This window comes from Kordiimonas sp. (assembly GCF_965216265.1).
GTDB lineage: Bacteria > Pseudomonadota > Alphaproteobacteria > Sphingomonadales > Kordiimonadaceae > Kordiimonas.
Window position 1 is genome coordinate 3,214,422 of sequence record NZ_OZ244153.1, and the last position, 16,125, is coordinate 3,230,546.

A 16,125-nucleotide genomic window follows, 5' to 3' on the forward strand; every position below is an offset into this window, starting at 1 on the left:
TATATAAAGGGGTTAGCGCGGATATGTCTATGGCTGTTGCCTGTGCTAACGCTTGCGGCGCCTGATAAAACGAACCACACCCCAAATAATCAGGCCAAGAACAACAACAGCCACGGCGGCAATTGTCATCAGCATATGTTTCGGGTGGGTGACCACATAGTGCGGGTGTGCATTATAGAAGCCGTTAAAATCTTGCAGCGCGGTGGGTAGCGTCAGGATATCCTCCTTTTGAAGTGCAAGGCCGCTTTCATCCGGATGGTACTGGGAGCCAAATTCAAAAAGGTCGCCCGCTTTGTTGAGTTCCACATGCGCACCAAGTACAAAGGTGACGGGCTTGTCCTTGATGAAGACGGCCAGCCGTTCAGCGCTCTTAAGATAGGTCTCTGTATCGTCCACTATCAGCCGGCCGGGCAGGAGAAAGTCGCCAGAAAATACAAGGCCTGTTGCCTCGTCGTAATACACAACATGGCTTTTGTGGTGGCCGGGGGTTGGTATAGCGTGCACGGTGCGGTCGCCAAGGTCTATTTGTGCCAGGTCGTTGGGCCAGTCGGTAAAGCCGAGGCCTGAAGCCAAATCTTCAACGGTGGGTTTGATCACGGTTACAGACGGCAGGTTCTCAAATTCCGGGTCCCCCGCTTTATGGTCGCTATGGCCGTGGCTATGCACGACAGTGAGGGGGAAGGTGCCTGTGTCCAGCATAGGCAGGAGCGCCATGACGGCCTCCGAAACGGGTGTGCCGTGCTCTGATTTCACGCCGCCTGTATCAATAAGTAAGGCGCGATCCTCACCGATAAGCAGATACATAAAGGGTGCCTCAAACGTGGCACAAAGGCTTTGCCGCAATATGTAGGTGTTGTGGTTATAGGCGTGAACCTCAAGCTGTGGGGTGGTCACAGCTGAGCAGTCTTGCGCGCCACCGTACCACCCTGCTTTCAGTGAGCCAATGACGGGCTGGGTCGCGGCATCGCCTGCGAAAACGGGTGTATGCAGAAATAGGGCAGACAGCATCGCTGTCACAAGCATCTGCATGTTCATATTATCTCTCCCCCTGTTATTTTTCTTGATGAGAAATGTTTTTCATCTTGGCACGTGTGGTGGCAATGCTCTGCCCCCAGCCGGTGCTTGTGGTTATCTAGCATCATCGGGTTTAGGTAGGCACGTCACTTCGGTGTTACATTGTGAACTTGTATCGGCCACATTTTGCCGGTAACTCTGAATTCTTGGCTATGGCTTTAACGCCCGCCTGAACAATGACCCCGGGGGTGAACTCGGTGCGCGCCACCTATACTGCGATAATATCTCTGGTTTTGATGTCCGCGCCGCTGCTTGCTGATGATAGTTGCAGCAAAGGCGGTGTGACGGTCGGATTTTCGCTTGAGCTGCCCGAAGGTCAGGAAGATCTGCGCGAACTGCTAACTTCCGTTTCCCGGCTACAAGAAAAAAAAGGTAGCTGCCTGAACTCGCTTGCACGGCTGGATGCCAACCTTGAAGCTGATGTTGAAATGTTCGGTCGGGTGCTGCGCTCCGAAGGATATTACGGTGCATCGGTTGACAGCCGGGTAGAGAATGTTGGTGAGCGGGCCAATTTGCTTATCGTTGTAAGGCCGGGCACCCGGTACACGATTGATGCTGTATCCACTACCTTCAAGAACGAAGGAGAAGACCAGCCGATGGACGGTGTCACGGCGCCCCTCGCGAAAGGTGCCGCAGCGCGGTCGGAAGATATTCTGGCGGCTGAATATCGTGTACTCACTTCACTGGGTGACAAGGGCTTTCCCTTCGCGCTGGCGGACGAACGACAAGTGGTGGTTGACCACGCGCTCAAAACAGCGGCGGTGCATTATAATATCGATACAGGGCCAGAGGTTGATTTTGGCTCCGTCGCCTATGACGGCGCGGAACGAACTGAGGAGTCTTATCTTAGCCGCTTGATCCCCTGGCCGGAGGGTGGCCTGGTTCGTAAGGCTCACATGGATGAGTTTCGGTCCCGTCTTCAGGGCACAGGGCTTTTCAGAAGCGTCTCCGTCACCGTGAAGCAAGATGACGTCTCAGACGGTACTGTGCCGGTGGCTGTTGAGTTGAAAGAAACACCGCCAAGGCGCATCGAGCTTGGCGCAGGGTACTCAACAGGCGAGGGGTTTGATGTCGAGGCCTCCTGGACAAACAAAAACGCATGGGGCCGTGGTGAAAACCTGAAATTCTCAACCATTATTGGTGAGACAGAGCAAACGGTTTCGGCCAGTCTGCGGAAACCTCATTTCAGGCGGTTTGGGCAGTCATCCATCCTTCGTTCCCGGTTCGGGCGCGAAGATACACCTGCCTACAACGCACACTTGTTTGAAGCTTTTGCGGGCATCGAACGCCGGTTTAATAACAAGCTAGTGGGCTCTATCGGGCTTACAGGTAAGGCAACGCAGGTGCGCGAGGATGGCGAACGGGACGAGTTTGTGCTGCTGGGGGTGCCGCTTGGTATTGGTTTTGATACCTCCAATTCACTTTTGGACCCAAGACGCGGCGTACGCGTGCACTTTCGAGTGCAGCCCAACGTGTCTTTGATCAACGATAGCTTCATATTTGTAACCAATGAGCTGAAGGCATCTGGCTATTGGCAGTTTAAAGGGCTGGATAACGTTGTGTTTGCCGCACGTACCCGTATTGGTGCCACCCTCGGACCTACGAACGAGCGGATACCGCTGCCTGAACGCTTTTTTGCCGGTGGTGGTGGTTCTGTGCGTGGTTTTCCGTATCAGGCATTGGGGGCACTTGATGATGACGGTGACCCGATCGGTGGTCGCTCGGTTGCGGAAGTGGCTTTTGAAACCCGCCTGCGAGTGAGCGAGACGATAAGCCTTGTGCCCTTCGTTGACGGTGGAGCGGTGTATGATGATACATTCCCGGAGTTTGGCAGTTTTCGGTGGGGCACGGGGCTTGGGGTGCGATACCACACCTCAATCGCACCGGTTCGGCTGGATGTTGCTTTCCCGCTTGGACGGCGCGAAGGGGAAAGCGCTGTCGCCATCTATCTTAGCATCGGGCAAAGTTTCTGATGGCGGGGCTGGATATACAAAAACTGGTTAAACGCATCTTGCGCTATGGGGCTTTGGCCTTTGGTGTTGTGGTGCTGGTTATTGGTGCTTCGGTGCTGTGGCTGGCATCAAACGCGGGGCGCGCCTGGGTTGCGGCTGAGTTAAGCAGTGTGCTTGATAGCGCAGATGTTGACATTAGTGTCGCGAATATTGAGGGCAGCTTGTTCTCAACGTTTACCTTGGTTGAGGTGACGGCGGCAGATAGGCAGGGCGAGTTTGTGCGCGTGCCGGAGGTTACCGTTGACTGGTCGCCAACCGCACTTCTTCGGGGCACCTTGAAGGTAAATGCCCTTTCAAGTGGCTTGGTTGATATTACCCGGTTGCCGGAAACATCAAAACGCGAAGAAGCCGATAAACCATCAAGTGGGCTACCTGTTGCGATTGATATAAGAGACGCGACGTTGCCCATAAATTTTGAAGGCGTGTCTTATCAAGCGGTTGCACGCGAGCTTACTATCGCAGAGGGGCAAACACGCGGCGTATTGTCTGTGGCAAACGCTGACCGCAGCGATGTGGCAGAAGCATCGGCGATTTGGGACGACGTGCGCGAGCGTTTTATGCTCAATGGGCGTGTGCGCGCTAAACCTCTCGGCTTGATCACAGGGCTGCTTGGGCTCCCGGCTGGAGACAGCCTCGAAGCTGATGTAACCGCTGAAGGCACACCTGATGATTGGCAAGGCGCGATCAAGGCTGGCATCCCGCAGAAACTTGCGCTGGACGGTGAGGCATCGGGGGCTGGCGGGCTCTGGAAGGGTGTTCTCAACCTGCAGGGTAACGCCTTGGTGCCCGAAAACTTAAAATTGCTTGTCGCTGATGAAACCAGCATAGAGTTCCAGGTGGAACCACAAGGTGGTCGTCATGTGAAGTTTGTTACTGCGGTTACGTCCGGTGCCTTGACTGTTGAAGCCGAAGGGGATGGCGGGCTGGATGGCGGTGTTTATTTCCGTGACGTAGCCTTCAGTGCTGCAGGTGCTGACGTGCGGGTTGCTGCGCTCGCCGCCAATGACATGCAGGTCGCGGGCACCCTGAATTACACCGGTGGCCAACTGGTGCTTGATTATCAGGCGCATGCGGCCCGCGTGAAGCAGGGAGAAACGGTTTTAAACCAGATTGATGCGGTGGGTAGTTTGCAAACCTCCGGTGAAACGCTGAGCGGTGTGGTTGAGCGTGCGAGCCTTGAGCTAAGCGTGGTTGATGTGAAACCTGTATCCTTGTCCGCCCTTCGTGGTGAATGGAGATATGGCCTTCAAGATCAAGCACTGGCAGTGCGTTCACTTGAGCTCACAGGTGACGGTGTTGTGGGGCGCGAAATAGCGTTTGAATACGCGAACGACGGCCTCAATACGGCTGCTGGCGAGCTTGAGGTAAGTGCTGCTTTTCTGGCTCCCTGGGTGGGAGACACGCTTCAAGTGGGTACTTTGAATGCCAATATAAGCTCCGAGGCCGCAGCGGATGGGTTCCTTCTCAAAGCTGACTTGCAAGGCAAGCAGTTCCAGTTTGAGGACGACGCTCTGCAGGCGCTTGTTGGCCCAGCGCCTGTTGGCGCAACTGAAGTATTCCTCCCATACGATAAAAACGGTCAGGTCCGCTTGAAGGCTGGACGGTTGACTACGACTGGGATTGAAGCCCAATTAAGCGGGGCCTACACCAGAGCGACTGACAAGATTGACCTCAATATCAAAGGAACGGTTGGTCGAGAAGGCCAGCTTGGATTGGAGGCAATGACCCTGTCGGGAGAGGCGGTGTTTGACGCGCGGGTTGAGGGCACAACCGCGGCGCCGGCACTCACCTTCACGGCAGGCATTGATGCCTTTGAAGGCTATGGTGTCGTTCTGGATCAGCCACAATTGACGGCAACGGTCATCCCCGAAGCCAGCCAGCCTGCGCGCTGGGTTGGCAAACTAAAGCTCGAGGGAGGCACGCCGCTCGGCCCGACAACACTAGGCGCAGACATCCAAGCATCGAAAGAGGCTGTGTCCCTTGAGAATGTTGCCGTCAACGCACCCGGCGCTGCAGCCGAGGGCATTGTTACCTGGTCGCAAGGTGCGGGCTTGGAAGCAAATGTGCAGGGCAGCTTGCGGACGATTGAAGACCAGGATTTTGACCTCAAGGGCAATGCTATGCTGTCCGTTCAACTGAAAAGCAACGGCGGGACTGGTGAGGTGGCTGCCAGTTTTGATGCAGAGGCTGTCTCCTTCCTTCGGCCGGGGCATTTTCCACTTACTCTTGGTAAGGCCAACGGGAAATTCTCATTCGGTTGGGGAGATGGACCTGCAGGCTATCAGGCGAGCTTCACAGGGCAGGACCTTACATATGGTGCGCAGTCGCTTGATGTTATCTCGGTGCAAGGAGATTCGTCAGGCGGCGACCCGCTGTTGGCTGAACTTAGCGGCTATTGGGGTAGCAGGTTTACCCTAAGCGCGCGTGTTACACCGGCACAGAACGGCGCCAAGGCCGAGTTCCTTGCCACATACGGCAATATTGATGCCGCGACAGTACAACCTGTTCTGATGAACTGGCCTGAAGGCGGCGGTATTTCGGTGGAAGCGGAAGCGCTTGAGTTCGCCGGAGGTACAGCCTCCGTGAGTGTTATGATCAAGGATGACGTTGCCTCTGCGCGCCTTAAGCTGGATGATGGAGATTTCACAGCAGTGAACCTGTTGCAGCCGGGGGTGTTGGAGAGCGGGCGAGTCTCGGCCGATTTGACGTTTGAGCGCAACGCGGAGGGCGAAAACGGGCAAGCTCAGGTGCGGTTCAGTAATGTCACGCTGCCACAGTGGCGCGTTGCGGCTGCGCCGGACGCCTACGCTGGCGCGGTGTCGGCGAAGCTGAGCGAGGGCATGCTTGTTCTGAAAGGTGGCATATCGGAAGCAGAGCGGGAGTTCGGCCAATTGACTGGTAGCCTGCCGTATCAGCGGAAAGAAGACGGTCCGGGCTACGAGATACGGCCTGCCACGCCGCTCGCGCTTGACCTGAGTTGGCGTGGTGACGTAGCGCCTGTCTGGCTGCTTGCAAGACGCCCCAGCCATCTATTGACGGGTACGCTTGACGGCAGTCTCAGTCTGTCTGGTGATCTGGAAAACCCGACATTCAAAGGGCGGCTTGATCTCTCTGACGGCCACTATGAGTATGAACCCTTGGGGCTCGTGGCTGTTATCAGCGAACTGCAGGTTAATGGTACGCAAGACCTGGTTGAGCTTACGTCTCTGAAAGCCAGCGATGGCAACGGCGGTACCTTGACCGGGCGCGGCGAGTTTGAGCTTTCGAGAGCGCTTTCCTTCCCCGGTACACTCTCCGTTGAGATGACAGATTTTCGCGTGGCGCGGCTCGATGAGATTGGTGGCACGGCGTCAGCATCCCTTGTTTATCAGCGGGCGGAGGAGTTCTCCACCCTCACTGGGCAGATAACCACAGGCAAGATGCAAGTGGCGATGCCGCGCGAACTACCGCGCAGTGTGGTTGAAATTGATGTCATTGAAATTAACGGTGAGGAAGAGTTGGAGTTAGCACAAGCGCAGGCGTCGGCAGCCAAAAGTAAGCCAACACAGCTTGCAATCTCTGTTGAGGTGCCTGGGCGCTTTTTCTTTGAAGGGCGCGGTCTCCAAAGCGAATGGGAAGGTGACCTTCTGTTGAGTGGAACAACAGACGACCCTGAAATCAGCGGTACGATGCAGGTAAAGAATGGTGTCTTCAATTTTGGCAGCAAGGCGTTTGACATTGTTGACGGCAGGCTGACCTTCTTGGGCACAGCACGCATCGACCCTGATATTGCTGTCACAGCGATCCACAAAACCGCAACGATTGAAGCGCAATTGCAAATTACCGGGCCTGCGTCAGCACCAAAGATAGAGCTGAGTTCTATCCCTGATATGCCGGACGACGAGATCATGGCGCGTGTGCTTCTGGGTAAGTCAGTCTCGGATCTGACCGCTCTGCAGCTCGCGGAACTTGTCGGGGCAATGGATACCCTGCGGGGAGGCGGCAGTTTGGATGTGGTTGGGCGCCTCAGGCGTGGCCTTGGGCTTGATACTCTGTCGTTGAACCGAGGTGCGGACGATGATGACGGCGCGACAACAATCACCGGCGGCAAGTACTTGAGGAAAAACATCTATCTTGAGGTCGAAACTTCAACTGTAAGCAGCGAAACTGCAACGCGCCTCAAGATTGATATCAGTAAGAATTTTCTTGCAGAAACGGAACTGGGAGCGCGCCAGGGCAGTAGCCTTAAGTTGAAGTGGTTCTGGGAGTATTAATTGGTTTCTGCGTCATGAAAAGTTGATGTGCAGGCTTGCCCATATTAAGTGCTCAGTTCTGATGAAGGCATCAGATTTAACGGGCAGAATGTTTCATGAACCTTCAATGCCACCATCGACGCGCTCAAGGTCTGGTCTGAAACGATCGGCAGAAAGGGACGCCCCCAAGACGGGATCGAACTTGGGGGCGCTTGGGAACCTTACCGGGGCACGGTAAGGCTGATGGAGCTCTTTACTGCTATTTATACTGGGCGGGGGTGCCAGCTTTAAAACTGGCAATATCCTGCATTATCTCGTCCCAGCACTGGAACATAATGGTGTGCCCGATATTTTCCTTAATACGGAAATAAGGGTTGGGTGCCGTTTGCATATATTCTCGGATCGCATCGATACCAAAATGGATATCGTCAGTACCGTGCCACATAAGGATCGGGCAGCTAAGTTTGCTGATATCGACAGGTGATCTGCCTGCGCGGTAAATCATCTCGGTACTTACGCCTTCGCTGGTGCGTACAAGGCTCTCTCTGGTGTTTTGAATAAATTGTTCTTCAATTAGCGGGTTCTCCGTATAGGCGCGGTCGGTGGAGCCCGGCGGGTAGAACTCGGTAATCAGGCTACGCCCCATTTTGTGATTGAAGCCGTTTCGGAAAATGCGCCAGAAGCCCTTCAAAATCCATGGATTTTGGTTCACTCGGTGATAAAAGAACTGAAAGAAGCTGGCATTTCGTTCTCGCGGTACGTTCGGCATATAGTGTACGCCGCCTGCTATACAAATTGACCTCACCGCTCCGTTCAACCTGAGAGCTGACTGCAAACCGAATGCCGCGCCGGAGGCTTCCGCGAGTATGGAAATTGTGCCCATGCTTTTGCCGTCTACAAAATCCGCTATGTCTGCCGCCACACTTTCGTAGCTATAGTTTTGGCAGGGGTCTGACATGCCAAAACCTGGGCGTTCAATTACATAGATGCCGAGCCCGTTTTTGGTGACGCTGTCGACCTGTGAGACCAAGGGTACGATGGAAGCAAGACCTGAATGAAAGGCGATTACGGGGTGACCGTCTGGCTTGCCGTAGAACCGATATGCAAGCTTTCTACCGTCGGCCAGAATATAATATTTCCGGGCTGTACTTGCGATAGCATCTGGCTGTGTCCCCGGGGCTGCCCAAAGGTCGCGTTGGTCGATCAGGATGCGGCTTAGAAGCCCGAGTTCGATCAGGAGTTTTATGAGCTCCGACTGCCTGTTGATACCGGTTTTGCTATAGATGGATTTCAGTTGATTGCGGGCTGTGTGAACACTGATATTTAGTTCTTTTGCGGCATCCGCAACCGTGGCTCCTGCCCCCAGCTGTAACGCAAGGCGAGATTCTGATTGGGTCAGCCCAAGCTCAGCACGCAAAATTTTGCTGTTATCTGTTGTGATAGAGATCGGTGAAAATACGATACGATAGCGTCTGCGTGCTGCCGCTCGCTGGCTGGCGCCCTTATCCTCTGTTGAATTGTCCCGATTTTCTGGGTTGCTCATAAGAACCGCAAGAAGTGTCGTCTTTTCCTTCTCAAGCTCAAAACGCATCAGTGTAGAACGGGCGTTATTGCTCTTCAAACGTGCTCTGGCCTCTAGATATACCTGTTGATGTTCCTCGGATTTGAAACACAGGTCGGCTTCGTTTTGTGTCGAGCCGAGAAGGTCATAGAGCAGTGAGCGGGCGGTGCGGTTCGATGCACAGATAACGCTATGGGCATCTACTTCCAGAATACCGTAGTCGGCATCATGCAGTTCATTATCTTCAAAGCCATTGAATATCTTTTGGCTAAGTTCCGCAGCCTGATCAAGGTGACCCTGCAGGATATCAAGCGCCTTTACATCGGCCTTGCCAACAATGTCCAGTATCTGGTCCCAGTTTTCAGGCTCTGACGCAAAGTTATAAAAGGCCATGACAATGGCGGCCTCGTTATAACGCGCGTTCTCTGGTTCATCTTCCGTGCGCATTTGATGCCCGATCAGCTAGTGGTTCTGGTGTTTTACTCTAAACAGACTGGTGATCGTGGGGCAGGGGCTTCTATAGGCCCCTGTTAACTTTAAGTTCTAGAAGACGTTGTTTTTCTGCAGTTTCTCGAACTTCTTCGTTGAGCTCAAGGTATTTTTGGCTTGATGATGCCAATGCCTGAAGACCCGCGAATTCGTCGGGATTTGTATCGGCTTGTGTGCTGGTAGCCGCATGGGCGCTGGCGAAACCGGCAAGACCTGAAAGTGTGCCAAAGTGCGCAGCACCGGCAGATGCCGCAACCGGTAACTTGTTGGCGTAAGCTACGTTTTGCAAGGCACCTTGAGCCGCCAAGTTGTGTACGCCGCCCGCCATATAAGGTTTTTCACTGGCCAGCGCCTGATCATAGGACTGGAGGTTTTGGTTCAGCCTTGAGGCGGCCAGCAAAAGTACGTCGCCCGATGCCTGTGTGCCCTTCTGAATTTCTTTTATATACTTCTTAGCTTTGCTTTTTTTGATTTCCTTGGTGCTCACGCCCTCAATCAGCGCATCATAGGCGGTGTCGTAACAGCTCTGGGCATCGCCCACGGCCTTGGTGACAAGAGCGAGATCCTGGGCTTCGCTGCTCATATGATTGCTGTAAGCGGCGAACCGATCATTGGGGTCCGGGTGGTCGGCCTGCATCTGGCTGGTGAAGCCACCAACATCATCTATGATCTTGCTGTATTTATTCACCTTGTTCACTGTGTCTGCCGCCTTGACCATGCTGCCGCCTGCGCCGCCGAGGCCAGCAAAGCTGCTGACAGAGCCGAACAGGCCGCCAAGCTTGCTTGCCTTTTTCGACAAGCTTTCTTTGGGCGTTACAAGCGGTGCGACATCGGCAACACCGGCGTAGCACTCCTTATAATACTTCGCTTTAAAAGATTTGGCGTGGGCAGCTTCTGGTGCCTGCGCGAGGGCAAGAGCGAAAAGTGCGGCTCCTGCGCTATAGGTAGCTATTCTGTTGTTCATGACATATCCCCATACATCTCTGTTCCTCATGGTGTTACGCTACGCTTGCGTGTGAGAACGGGCATGACCCATTTGGGCTATGCTTTGGGAAAATCACGGACGACTATCTCTTGCCAAGCGTTCTGCTTTGGATTATCAGCACAGCCAGACGGTTTCCCCGGCATCGCCGGGGGCTAAGAGGGAATGTGGTAAGCGCTTGCGCAAATCCACAGCTGTACCCGCAACTGTATATGGGGAGCGACCACCTGATTATATCCACTGGCAATATGCCGGGAAGGATAGGTGGAAGCCTCGATCCATAAGCCAGGAGACCTGCCGTCGTGTCGCCCATCTCGCGGTCGGGTTAACCGGTGAGAGCGGAACTCCGTACAGGCGACAAGCTCAACGCTGTGTACGGAGCTTGTCAGACACGATCAGACAAACTCCAGCAGTTATATGACCTTATGGTCCTTTATTGGAGTTTGAAACGTGTCCAGATCCCTATCTTTTAAAACGGCTCTTGTCGTTACCACGGCGCTAACAGGTGCCACCAAAGCCTATGCGCAAGACGCAGCTTTTGACGCATCTTTTGATGTGGAAGAGGTGGTTATAACCGCAAACCGCCGCGCGCAACCGATCACAAGTGTTGGGAAAAGCATCAGCGTGATTGGCGAAGCTTCATTGGAAGCAAACCAATATACCTTTGTCCTTGATGCGCTTCAAAGCGTGCCGGGTGTTACCATTAACCAGAACGGCACTTTTGGCGGTACGGCTTTTGTCAGCATCCGCGGCGCAAGCACCGACCAGACCGTTGTGCTGGTTGACGGTGTACAGGTGAACGACCCCTCGGTTACCGGCGGTGCGTTCGATTTTGCCAACCTTGACCCCAACGGTGTTGAGCGGATTGAGGTGCTGCGTGGCCCGCAGGCGGTGCTTTACGGCTCTGACGCTATGGGCGGCGTGATCAATATCATCACCAAGTCTGGCACAGACGGTTTGAACGGCAATGCGTTCGCGGAATACGGCTCCTACAACAGCTTCCGTGCGGGCGGAGCCGTTAACGGCGGGACCGACCGTATTGGATATAGCTTGAGCGCCAGTTACAGGGATACTGACGGTATTTCAGCGGCAGATAGCGAAGACGGTAATAGCGAGCGTGACGGGTATGAAAACCTGACCTTGCGGGGCAAATTTTCTACCAAAATTTCCGAGGCTGCGCGTATCGAATTGATGGCGAACTACAGCGACAGCGATAGTGAGTATGACGGTTTTGCCCTGCAGGGGGACGGCAGCTATGCGCTCGGTGATACAGATGACCTGAGCAAAAGCGAAGAGATATCTCTCGCAGCACGTGGCTTGTTCGACCTTTGGGACGGTGTGGTGAAAAACACCGCGTCGGTTGAATATTCAGAGATCGAGCGCACAAGCTTCTCTGGTGGTGTTGAAAGTTACAGTGCCAAAGGTGAGCGGATGAACTTTGACTATCTAGGCACGCTCACGCTCTCCGACGAAATGCTGTTCACAACCGGTTTGCAGCACGAAGAGGTCAAGGCAGAAACCCAATCAGCTGAAGCTATCAGCACCGATAGCGTGTTTGCGTCGCTGTCATATGAGGGCGTGTCGGGCCTGACGCTAACCGGCGGCGTGCGTTATGACGACCACGAAACTTTTGGTGGCACAACAAACGCTGAAGTGTCCATGTCTTACCTGTTTGAAGAAACAGGCACGCAAGTCATCGCGAACTGGGGTGAAGGCTTCAAGGCGCCAACGATCTTCCAATTGACCTATTCATGCTGCGGTTTTGATTCTAACCCGGATTTGCAGCCTGAGCGCGCGAAGGCTTGGGAAGTGGGGGTTCGCCAAAGCTTTCTTGATGACCATGTGACCATGGGTGCAACCTATTTCGACCAACGTACCGAAGATTTGATTATCTTCACCTTCACAGGCGGCTACCAGAATGTGTCCCGCGCGCGGGCAAAGGGTATTGAATTGACAGTGGACGCTCATCTGTCTGACAGCCTTTCTGTCAATGCAAACTACACTCACACATCAGCGAAAGACCGGGATACGGACACTGTGCTGGTGCGTCGTCCCAAAGATCAGGCCTACGCGGCGGTCAACTGGACACCGACGGATCGTCTCTCCGGGCTTGTATCGCTTACTTATAATGGCAAGGAGCTGGACAGCAGCGGGGCCTATGCACCGGCATGGACACGTGTTGACCTGCGCGCTGCCTATAAGCTGAACGACACCGTTGAACTTTATGGCCGGGTTGATAACCTGTTGGATGAGAGCTACCAGCAGGTACTTGGCTACGGCACGCCGGGGCTTTCAGTGTTTGGTGGTGTACGTACCCGCTTTTAGGGTCGGTATTTGCAGCAATGTCGTTATGATCGGGAGCCGGGCTGTGGGAATATGGTCCGGCTTCCAGCTTATGCAGAAACGAGAAGACGAATGGCCGATCGCCGACAAGATGAAACTAACACCGCGCATAATGAAGCGATGAAACGCCAGCAGGCTGAGCACCGCGCCAAGATGCGTGAGAAGAAGCAAACAGAGCGTGGGCTTTTGATGATCAATACGGGCGACGGTAAAGGCAAGTCCACAGCGGGGTTTGGGACCGTGATCCGTGCTCTAGGCTGGGGCCACAAGGTTGGCATAGTACAGTTTGTAAAAGGCGCTTGGAAAACAGGCGAGAAAGAGTTTTTTACGCGTTACCCCAACCTCGTGGATATGTATGTGATGGGGGATGGTTTTACCTGGGACACCCAAGACCGTGCTCAGGACATCGCATCAGCGGAAAAGGCCTGGGCGCAAAGCCGGACGATGATGGAAAGCGGCGTGTATGACTTCATCCTGTTGGATGAGCTTAATATAGTGCTGCGCTACGATTACCTTGATGTGGCAGAGGTGTTGGCGGGTTTGGAAGCTCGCTCGGACCGCACTTCTGTTATGGTGACAGGTAGGAATGCGCCAGAAGCGCTTGTTGTCGTGGCCGACATGGTCTCTGAGATCAAGGCAGTTCGCCATCCGTTTGAGAATGGCATTAAAGCCAAGCAGGGCATTGATTATTAGAGGCTCTATTGTACGCGCTTGTTCGTAGTTTCAATCAGTGCTTCCACAGTTGAGGCCAGACTAGCCAAACCTGCATCTTTGCCCACTTTCAACGCATCCACCGGGCTCATTTTCTGTACATGAAAAGCGCGTAAAGCCATAAGCGCGCCCACACGATTGCTTGATGCGCAATGCAAAAAGGTTGGGCCATCGGCAAGCTTAAGCGCGGCATCCAATTTTTCGGCATTTTCAAATGTCAGGTCATTTCGGCCGGTGACGGGCAGGGCAATATAATGCAGGCCAAGCTCATCGGCTATCGCGGCCTCTTCCAGGCTACCCTCTTCAAGGCCTTGCAGGTTAATTACCGTGGTAATGCCGGATTCTTTCAATGTCTCAAGGTCGCCTCGGCTGGGGTGGCCGCCGGTGATAAGGTTCGGAGCTTGTTGACGTACGTTAGGTGCCTCAAGGGCCGGAAGAGGCTGTTGTGCGGCGGCAGCATTGGCGGACAGTGCCAGTGCACAGATGATGACAAGCCATTTCATCGAAGTCTCCCGTTCCTCAGTGAAGCAATGAGGATAGTTTATGCAGTGATGTAGCTTATTCCCAATCAAATTTAGGATAGGTTGGAAAATCCAGCGAAATTTCTGCAGCATCTAATGCGGATTGCCGCCGTGCGATCGCCCGCAATGTGGCCAGGTCTTCGGTGATTTTGTAGCGCATCACACGCACCTGTTCCCACAGCTCATAGAAGTTGGCCGGGCGGTCCTTTCGCTCAAGCGCAATCAGGGGGCTCAGGTGTTCGTATGCCACGGCAATTCGTGCTGCTTGTGCATTCTCAAACGCGTCGATCTCCGCAAGCGCCGTCTGCAATTCTGGTGAGGCAGGAGAGTGCGGCGCAGAAGGAGAAACCTTCAGGCCTTCAAAGTGGCGAATTGTGTCTGCTAGGCTGATGCTTGCGGCGGCACGCCACTGGTGCATGCTCTTCTCATTCACCTGTTGTCCGGTTTCCGGGTCGATCACCAACACTGTGGGTGTACCGTATATGATCGGGTGGCCAAAGCGCTGCACGATGTCGGTACCGTGCTCAAGATACCCAACGTCAACCAGCAAAAGCTCATACTTTTCGCTTAGAACCCGTTGCATATCAGGTGTGCGGAAGTGGTCGGTCAGCCCCAAACTGTCATGGCACCAGTTGGCCCCAAGCACAATAAGCGCAAGCTTATCGTTCGCGCGCGCAGCCTCAAGGGTGCGGTCAACGTCTGCCATGGCATCTGCGGAAGGGTGGAATGGTTCGTTGTCACCCTCAGCGGCATGAAGGCTGTTGCCGTCGGGCTCAAAAACGCCTGTGATTTCCTGCCACAGGCTGAAGGTGGGTGAGGGCGCTATGGCAACCTGAATTGCCACTGCTCCAACCACCAGCCACAAGACAATAAGCAGCGAAATTTGTTGACGCTCTGTCATATTTCTCCCCGAACAGCGCTCTTTTAAACGTATCTTGGGTATTTATACCAGCAATAACGGATGTTTTGCCGCCTGTTAGCGATTTCAGCAACAGTTAAGTGTATTGGAGGCCATTTCTGTGAGTTTGAGTTGAATTCGTGCACGAATGCACCACACTGATAAGAAGGTTTAGGCCAAGAATCATTTGTCGGGGGATTATGATGAGAAAGAAGCCGCTAATTATTGGCGCGGGCGTCGTACTGGGTGCCGCTGCATTATTTGTTCTGGATACGGTCATCGATGGCGGTGCGTTCAAGACGATTGAACCGCATTTTGCAGGAAGCTGCACGGCTGTGCAGGGTGTCATCGGCGCGGAAGATATTACCGTCGATCACGCGTCCGGCTTTGCCTATATCTCATCGCATGACCGGCGGGAGTGGATGCGCACGGGCGTGTCTGAGGGTGGCATCTATCGCTATCGCCCCGGCAGTATGGCGGCACCACTCGTGATCCCGCATGATATGACAACATCATTTCATCCGCACGGCATCTCGCTTTGGAAAAACCCGACCGGCGGGCGGGACCGTTTGTTTGTTGTCAATCACCCCAACAAGGGTGATGGCGAGGTCACGATGGATAATGCTGGCTCGCAGGTTGAGGTCTTTGAAATTCTTGACGACAGCCTGCGCCACATCCGTTCGGTAAAACCAAGTGACGGCTTCAGCTTGAATGATGTCGCCGCCGATGGGCCCGACAGTTTTTACGCCACGATTGATAAGGGCAGTGAGACACCATTTGGCAAGGTGATTGAGACCTTTGCGCGCCTTCCCCGCGGCGGTATCGCGCGCGGCAACGAATTTACCGTCACGCGTATGGTCGGCGGCCTCGTGTACCCGAACGGCATTCAAGTCAGCGATGACGGGGGAACGGTGTTGGTGGCAGAAACAACAGGCAGCCGCATTTTGGCTTATGATCGCGCGGACGATGGCGGGCTGACCCTGAAGGCTGAGTTTGATACGGGTACAACGCTTGATAATATTGAATGGGGTGAGGACGGCAGCATCTGGATTGGCTCGCACGCCATCGCGCTTAAATTTCCCGGCCATGCAAAAGACGCGGCCAACCGCTCACCGTCTCAAGTGCTTAGGCTTACGTTTGATGGCACAGCATTCGATATGGAAGAAATTTACCTTAATGACGGTGAGCCCCTGTCTGGCTCAAGCGTGGCCGCGCCAGCCGGTAACCGCTTTCTCATCGGCGGGGTATTTGACCCCATGATCCTTGATTGCGGCCCCAAGGAAGCTGAATAAATTTTGCCCT

10 protein-coding genes and 1 riboswitch are annotated in these 16,125 nt (G+C 54.2%); of the genes, 5 read left to right on the top strand and 5 right to left on the bottom strand.

What is annotated here, in order from left to right:
- Positions 1–45 precede the first annotated feature (45 nt).
- On the bottom strand, positions 46–1,035 hold the full coding sequence (locus ACOOGA_RS14785) for an MBL fold metallo-hydrolase (RefSeq protein ID WP_417461553.1): 990 nt from the start codon (positions 1,033–1,035) through the stop codon (positions 46–48).
- 275 nt (positions 1,036–1,310) lie between these two features.
- On the opposite strand from ACOOGA_RS14785, the gene ACOOGA_RS14790 reads away from it, so the two are divergent.
- Both ACOOGA_RS14790 and ACOOGA_RS14795 read left to right on the top strand, forming a co-directional pair.
- Positions 1,311–3,047, top strand: coding sequence for an autotransporter assembly complex protein TamA (locus tag ACOOGA_RS14790; protein ID WP_420428938.1), 1,737 nt, complete (start codon positions 1,311–1,313; stop codon positions 3,045–3,047).
- Positions 3,047–7,339: a translocation/assembly module TamB domain-containing protein gene (locus ACOOGA_RS14795; RefSeq protein ID WP_417461551.1), complete on the top strand. Its 4,293-nt coding sequence runs from the start codon at positions 3,047–3,049 to the stop codon at positions 7,337–7,339. The genes ACOOGA_RS14790 and ACOOGA_RS14795 overlap by 1 nt, the downstream gene beginning before the upstream one ends.
- Positions 7,340–7,577: 238 nt before the next feature.
- Here ACOOGA_RS14795 and ACOOGA_RS14800 read toward each other — a convergent pair whose 3' ends face one another.
- Together ACOOGA_RS14800 and ACOOGA_RS14805 are read right to left on the bottom strand one after the other, a co-directional pair.
- Complete coding sequence (locus tag ACOOGA_RS14800; protein WP_417461550.1) at positions 7,578–9,326, bottom strand: alpha/beta fold hydrolase; 1,749 nt, start codon at positions 9,324–9,326, stop codon at positions 7,578–7,580.
- A 70-nt stretch (positions 9,327–9,396) separates the two neighbouring features.
- Positions 9,397–10,332, bottom strand: a complete 936-nt coding sequence (locus ACOOGA_RS14805) for a hypothetical protein (RefSeq protein WP_417461549.1) — start codon at positions 10,330–10,332, stop codon at positions 9,397–9,399.
- A gap of 132 nt (positions 10,333–10,464) precedes the next feature.
- A riboswitch (cobalamin riboswitch) is annotated at positions 10,465–10,667 on the top strand.
- Between the two features lie 133 nt (positions 10,668–10,800).
- Between ACOOGA_RS14805 and ACOOGA_RS14810 the strand changes: the two genes are divergently transcribed.
- Positions 10,801–12,675 carry a TonB-dependent receptor plug domain-containing protein gene (locus ACOOGA_RS14810; protein WP_417461548.1) on the top strand — a complete coding sequence of 625 codons (1,875 nt, stop codon included), beginning with the start codon at positions 10,801–10,803 and terminating at the stop codon, positions 12,673–12,675.
- A 90-nt stretch (positions 12,676–12,765) separates the two neighbouring features.
- Positions 12,766–13,386 (top strand): cob(I)yrinic acid a,c-diamide adenosyltransferase, encoded by a 621-nt coding sequence (gene cobO / locus ACOOGA_RS14815; protein ID WP_417461547.1) that lies wholly within the window; start codon positions 12,766–12,768, stop codon positions 13,384–13,386.
- Positions 13,387–13,391: 5 nt separating this feature from the next.
- Here the strand turns inward: cobO and ACOOGA_RS14820 are convergent, their stop codons facing one another.
- Together ACOOGA_RS14820 and ACOOGA_RS14825 are read right to left on the bottom strand one after the other, a co-directional pair.
- Positions 13,392–13,907, bottom strand: coding sequence for a hypothetical protein (locus tag ACOOGA_RS14820; protein ID WP_417461546.1), 516 nt, complete (start codon positions 13,905–13,907; stop codon positions 13,392–13,394).
- Positions 13,908–13,962: 55 nt separating this feature from the next.
- Positions 13,963–14,826 carry a thioredoxin family protein gene (locus tag ACOOGA_RS14825; protein WP_417461545.1) on the bottom strand — a complete coding sequence of 288 codons (864 nt, stop codon included), beginning with the start codon at positions 14,824–14,826 and terminating at the stop codon, positions 13,963–13,965.
- Between the two features lie 197 nt (positions 14,827–15,023).
- Here ACOOGA_RS14825 and ACOOGA_RS14830 point away from each other — a divergent pair, with 197 nt between their 5' ends.
- Positions 15,024–16,115, top strand: a complete 1,092-nt coding sequence (locus tag ACOOGA_RS14830; RefSeq protein WP_420428940.1) for an SMP-30/gluconolactonase/LRE family protein — start codon at positions 15,024–15,026, stop codon at positions 16,113–16,115.
- Positions 16,116–16,125: the final 10 nt, after the last annotated feature.

Excerpts from the sequence above, each read along its gene's own strand:
- cobO (WP_417461547.1), top strand. The coding sequence starts at position 12,766 with ATGGCCGATCGCCGACAAGATGAAACTAACACCGCGCATAATGAAGCG.
- ACOOGA_RS14790 (WP_420428938.1), top strand. The coding sequence starts at position 1,311 with ATGTCCGCGCCGCTGCTTGCTGATGATAGTTGCAGCAAAGGCGGTGTG.
- ACOOGA_RS14830 (WP_420428940.1), top strand. The coding sequence starts at position 15,024 with ATGATGAGAAAGAAGCCGCTAATTATTGGCGCGGGCGTCGTACTGGGT.
- ACOOGA_RS14820 (WP_417461546.1), bottom strand. The coding sequence starts at position 13,907 with ATGAAATGGCTTGTCATCATCTGTGCACTGGCACTGTCCGCCAATGCT.
- ACOOGA_RS14805 (WP_417461549.1), bottom strand. The coding sequence starts at position 10,332 with ATGAACAACAGAATAGCTACCTATAGCGCAGGAGCCGCACTTTTCGCT.
- ACOOGA_RS14795 (WP_417461551.1), top strand. The coding sequence starts at position 3,047 with ATGGCGGGGCTGGATATACAAAAACTGGTTAAACGCATCTTGCGCTAT.
- ACOOGA_RS14825 (WP_417461545.1), bottom strand. The coding sequence starts at position 14,826 with ATGACAGAGCGTCAACAAATTTCGCTGCTTATTGTCTTGTGGCTGGTG.
- ACOOGA_RS14800 (WP_417461550.1), bottom strand. The coding sequence starts at position 9,326 with ATGCGCACGGAAGATGAACCAGAGAACGCGCGTTATAACGAGGCCGCC.
- ACOOGA_RS14785 (WP_417461553.1), bottom strand. The coding sequence starts at position 1,035 with ATGAACATGCAGATGCTTGTGACAGCGATGCTGTCTGCCCTATTTCTG.